Consider the following 3,733-nt stretch of genomic DNA (forward strand, 5'->3'; position numbering starts at 1 on the left):
CGGCGTGCCGGCGCGGATATGGCCGCGCACCAGGGCGCAGAAGCCCGCGCGGTCGCCGGCCTCCAGCGCCGCGACCATGGCGTGGTGGTGGCGCGCCGATTCCGCCACCCAGCCCGGCCGTGCCCATTGCGTCAGCGGCGCCGAGGGCATGCGCAGCCGCGTCTCCAGCACCAGCCGGGCCAGCTCGCGATTCGGGCACAGCTCCAGCAGCGCGGCGTGGAAGGCGAGGTTGGCCTCGTTCTGGTCGAGGATGGTGCGCTGCTCGGCCGCCTCGGCAAAGGCGTCGGCCAGGGCGCGCAGCCGGGCCAGGCTGGCCGGCGGCACCGGAAGGGGCGTCAGCTCCGCCGCGGCGCTCTCCAGCACCAGCCGCACCTGGCGCAGCTCCTCCAGCCGGGCGGGATCCATCTGCTGCACGCGATGGCCCTGGTTGGGCAGATGCTCGACCAGGCGCTGCGCCACCAGCCGGTCGAGCGCCCGGCGCACATCGCCGCGGCTCTGGCCGTAGCGCTCCTGCAGCATGATCTGCTTCAGCCAGGTGCCGGGCGGCAGCAGCCCGGCATGGATGTCCTCGGCGATGGCGGTCTCCAGCGCCCGCACCGGGTCCTCGGCCATGGTCGCGGGGTCCGGCTCCGCGGTCCGCGGCCCGGTCGCGCGGGAAGGCTGGGCGGTGGGCGTGTCGTGTCTGCGCATGGGGCTCCTCCGGCCGGGCGGGCCGCTGTCCGCTCTCTACACGGCCGTGGCCGCCATCTCCACGCTGCCGCCGCGCGCTTGTGAAGCCGCTCCGCCCGCGCCCAGGGACGCGCACCACTCTCCGCCGGGTTCCCGTGCGGGAACGCCACCCCCTGGCCGTGCTGCTCGGCCTGGCCTTCCTGCTGCTGCCGCTGCTGACCGGCCTGCCGCCACGGCCGATCCCCGGCACCCCGCGGGTGGCGGTGGAGAGGCGGCAGCTCTGGCTGCTGCTCGCGGCGCTGGCGGCACTGCCCAGCCTGCCGGCGCGGCGCGCCCTGCCGCCGGGCTGGGCCCGGTTTCCGCAACGATCCCGCGAACCTCCCGCCGCCTGCGCCGTTTCTGTCTGCGGGCGGCGGACTCCACCGGCGCCGGGCGAGGCAGGAGGAGCGGGATGAGCGAGATCGCAGGCCGGGCCATGCCCGGCCACCCCATGGCGTCGGCAAGGCCACCGGCCGGGCGGAACTGGCGGCCGGGACCGCTGGCCAGCCCGCTGCTGGCCTTCCTGGTGCTCAGCCTGCTGATCATCGCCGGTGGCGCGCTGGCCCAGGGCACAGCCCCCGCCCCAGCGCAACCGCCTGGCCCGGGGACCGCGCCGCCCGAGCGGATGGCGCCGGCCGAACCCTCCCCCACCCTGCCCGATGGCGGCGCCCGGCCGCTGCCGGCGCCGCGCGACGGGGTGATCCCGGTGCCGCCGGGTGGCGACCGGGACATGCGGGTGACGCCCCCGGCGCCGAACCCCGGCACCACGCCGGTGATCCCGCCGCGCGACCCGGGCACCCCCGCGCCGCGCTGAGCCTTAGCCCGGCGCCGGCGCCGCCAGCTCGCGGGTGCGGGCGCCGATCTTGTCGAGCAGCACGCCCAGCGCCTGCTGCTCGGCTTCGGTCAGTGCCATGGCCAGGGAGGCGTGCAGCGCCCGCGCCAGCGGCACGATCTCGGCATAGGTGGCGCGGCCGCGGCGGCTCAGCCGCAGCACCCGGGCGCGCTGGTCGCCGGGCACGGCGCGGCGCTCCAGCAGCCCCTTGTCCTCCAGCCGGATGACGGCGCGGCTGACCCGCACGCGGTCCATCGCCGTGCGCTCGATCACCGCCTGGGTCGTCGCCTCCCCCTGCTGGCCGAGCACGGCGACCACCCGCCATTCCGGGATGGAAAGGCCGAAACGCTGCTGGTAGCGCGCGGCGAACAGGCCGCTCACCGCCTCCGCCGCGACGGAGAGGCGATAGGGCAGGAAGTCCTCCAGCCGCAGCGTGGCGGCATCCGGTTCGGGCGGGGCTGCGGGCGCGTCGCTTTGGCTTTTCATCTCATCTGAGACGATATAGAAAACACCGGCACGACGCCAGACAGCACAGGGCGGCGGCAAGGGGAGGATGAGGATGGCGGACGGCATCGCGGCGGGACGAACAGCCCCGCAGGGCCAGGCGGGGCTGACGCCCGGCTACATGTCCGGCTTCGGCAACGGCTTCGAGACGGAGGCGCTGCCCGGCGCCCTGCCGGTCGGCCGCAATTCGCCGCAGCGCTGCGCCTATGGGCTTTATGCCGAGCAGCTCTCCGGCTCGCCCTTCACCGCGCCGCGCGCCAGCAACGAGCGCAGCTGGCTCTACCGCATCCGCCCCACGGTCGCGCATTGGGGCGAGTTCCGGCGGATCGATCCCGGCCTGTGGCGCAGCGCCCCCTGCACGGAAACGGAACTGCCGCCGGCGCCGATGCGCTGGGATCCCATCCCGCTGCCACCGGAAAAAATCTCGCTGCTGGAGGGAGTGCGCACCATCACCACGGCGGGCGATGCGGGCGCGCAGAGCGGCATGGCGGCGCATGTCTATCTCGCCACCCGCTCGATGCGGGACGAGTATTTCTACAACGCCGATGCCGAGATGCTGTTCGTGCCGCAGCAGGGCGCGCTGCGGCTGTGGACCGAATTCGGCATCCTCGACATCGCGCCGGGCGAGATCGCCGTCATCCCGCGCGGCGTGAAGCTGCGCGCCGAGCTGCCGGGCGAGGCGCCGGCGCGCGGCTATCTTTGCGAGAATTACGGCGGCGCCTTCACCCTGCCCGAGCGCGGCCCGATCGGCGCCAACTGCCTGGCCAATCCGCGCGACTTCCTCACCCCCGTCGCCGCCTATGAGGATCGCGAGGCGCCCTCCACCCTGACGGTGAAATGGGGCGGCACGCTGTGGCGGGCGGAGACCGACCGCTCGCCGCTCGATGTCGTCGCCTGGCACGGCAATTACGCGCCCTACAAATACGATCTGCGCCGCTATTCGCCGGTCGGGCCGCTGCTGTTCGACCATGCCGACCCGTCGATCTTCACCGTGCTCACCGCGCCCTCCGAGACGCCGGGCACCGCCAATATCGATTTCGTGATCTTCCCCGAGCGCTGGATGGTGGCCGAGAACACCTTCCGCCCGCCCTGGTACCACATGAACGTCATGAGCGAGTTCATGGGGCTGATCGAGGGCGTGTATGACGCCAAGACCGGCGGCGGCTTCACCCCCGGCGGCTTCTCGCTGCACAACGCCATGCTGCCGCACGGGCCGGACCGCGACGCCTTCGAGGCGGCGAGCCGCGCGCCGCTCGCGCCGCACAAGCTCTCCGGCACGCTGGCCTTCATGTTCGAGACGCGGGCGCCGCAGCGCGTCACCCGCTATGCCGCCGAGGCGCCGCAATTCCAGGCCGATTACGCGCTGTACGGCCGGAAGCTGGAGCGGCATTTCGACCCGACCCGGCGCGACCCGGCATGAGCGCCGCGCTGGATGCGACGCACGACCCAGCGCTGCGCAGCTGGGTCGAGGGCGCCGATGGCCATGCCGATTTCCCCATCCAGAATCTGCCCTTCGGTGTGGCGAAGCCGGGCGAGGCGCCGGCGCAGGGGGCCGTCGCCATCGGCGACCAGGTGCTGCTGCTGGGGGATGCGCTCGACGCCGGGCTGTTCACGGGGGCGGCGCGCGACGCCGCCACCCTCGCCGCCCGCGCCACGCTGAACGACTTCATGGCGGCCGGCGCGGCGCCG

5 protein-coding genes and 1 pseudogene are annotated in these 3,733 nt (G+C 74.1%); 4 read left to right on the forward strand and 2 right to left on the reverse strand.

Features of this window, described 5'->3' with window-relative positions; genetic code table 11:
- A partial coding sequence (locus HMPREF0731_RS18070) for a GntR family transcriptional regulator (RefSeq protein WP_007005634.1) occupies positions 1-690 on the reverse strand: 690 nt, incomplete at its 3' end.
- Positions 691-824: 134 nt separating this feature from the next.
- On the opposite strand from HMPREF0731_RS18070, the gene HMPREF0731_RS24475 reads away from it, so the two are divergent.
- Both HMPREF0731_RS24475 and HMPREF0731_RS18075 read left to right on the forward strand, forming a co-directional pair.
- Positions 825-1,124, forward strand: a complete 300-nt coding sequence (locus tag HMPREF0731_RS24475; protein WP_157136208.1) for a hypothetical protein — start codon at positions 825-827, stop codon at positions 1,122-1,124.
- Complete coding sequence (locus HMPREF0731_RS18075) at positions 1,121-1,522, forward strand: hypothetical protein (protein ID WP_007005636.1); 402 nt, start codon at positions 1,121-1,123, stop codon at positions 1,520-1,522. Before HMPREF0731_RS24475 ends, HMPREF0731_RS18075 begins: the two co-directional genes overlap by 4 nt.
- Before the next feature lie 3 nt (positions 1,523-1,525).
- On the opposite strand, the gene HMPREF0731_RS18080 is transcribed toward HMPREF0731_RS18075, so the two are convergent.
- Complete coding sequence (locus tag HMPREF0731_RS18080) at positions 1,526-2,026, reverse strand: MarR family winged helix-turn-helix transcriptional regulator (protein WP_040613875.1); 501 nt, start codon at positions 2,024-2,026, stop codon at positions 1,526-1,528.
- Positions 2,027-2,099: 73 nt separating this feature from the next.
- Here HMPREF0731_RS18080 and hmgA point away from each other — a divergent pair, with 73 nt between their 5' ends.
- Together hmgA and HMPREF0731_RS18090 are read left to right on the forward strand one after the other, a co-directional pair.
- The gene (gene hmgA / locus HMPREF0731_RS18085; RefSeq protein WP_157136209.1) at positions 2,100-3,464 is read left to right on the forward strand and encodes a homogentisate 1,2-dioxygenase; all 1,365 of its coding nucleotides are present in this window, start codon (positions 2,100-2,102) and stop codon (positions 3,462-3,464) included.
- Positions 3,461-3,733 (forward strand): annotated as a pseudogene (locus HMPREF0731_RS18090) (fumarylacetoacetase); the annotation flags it as partial. The gene hmgA and the pseudogene HMPREF0731_RS18090, both read left to right, overlap by 4 nt.

The organism is Pseudoroseomonas cervicalis ATCC 49957 (assembly GCF_000164635.1).
GTDB classification, from domain to species: domain Bacteria; phylum Pseudomonadota; class Alphaproteobacteria; order Acetobacterales; family Acetobacteraceae; genus Pseudoroseomonas; species Pseudoroseomonas cervicalis.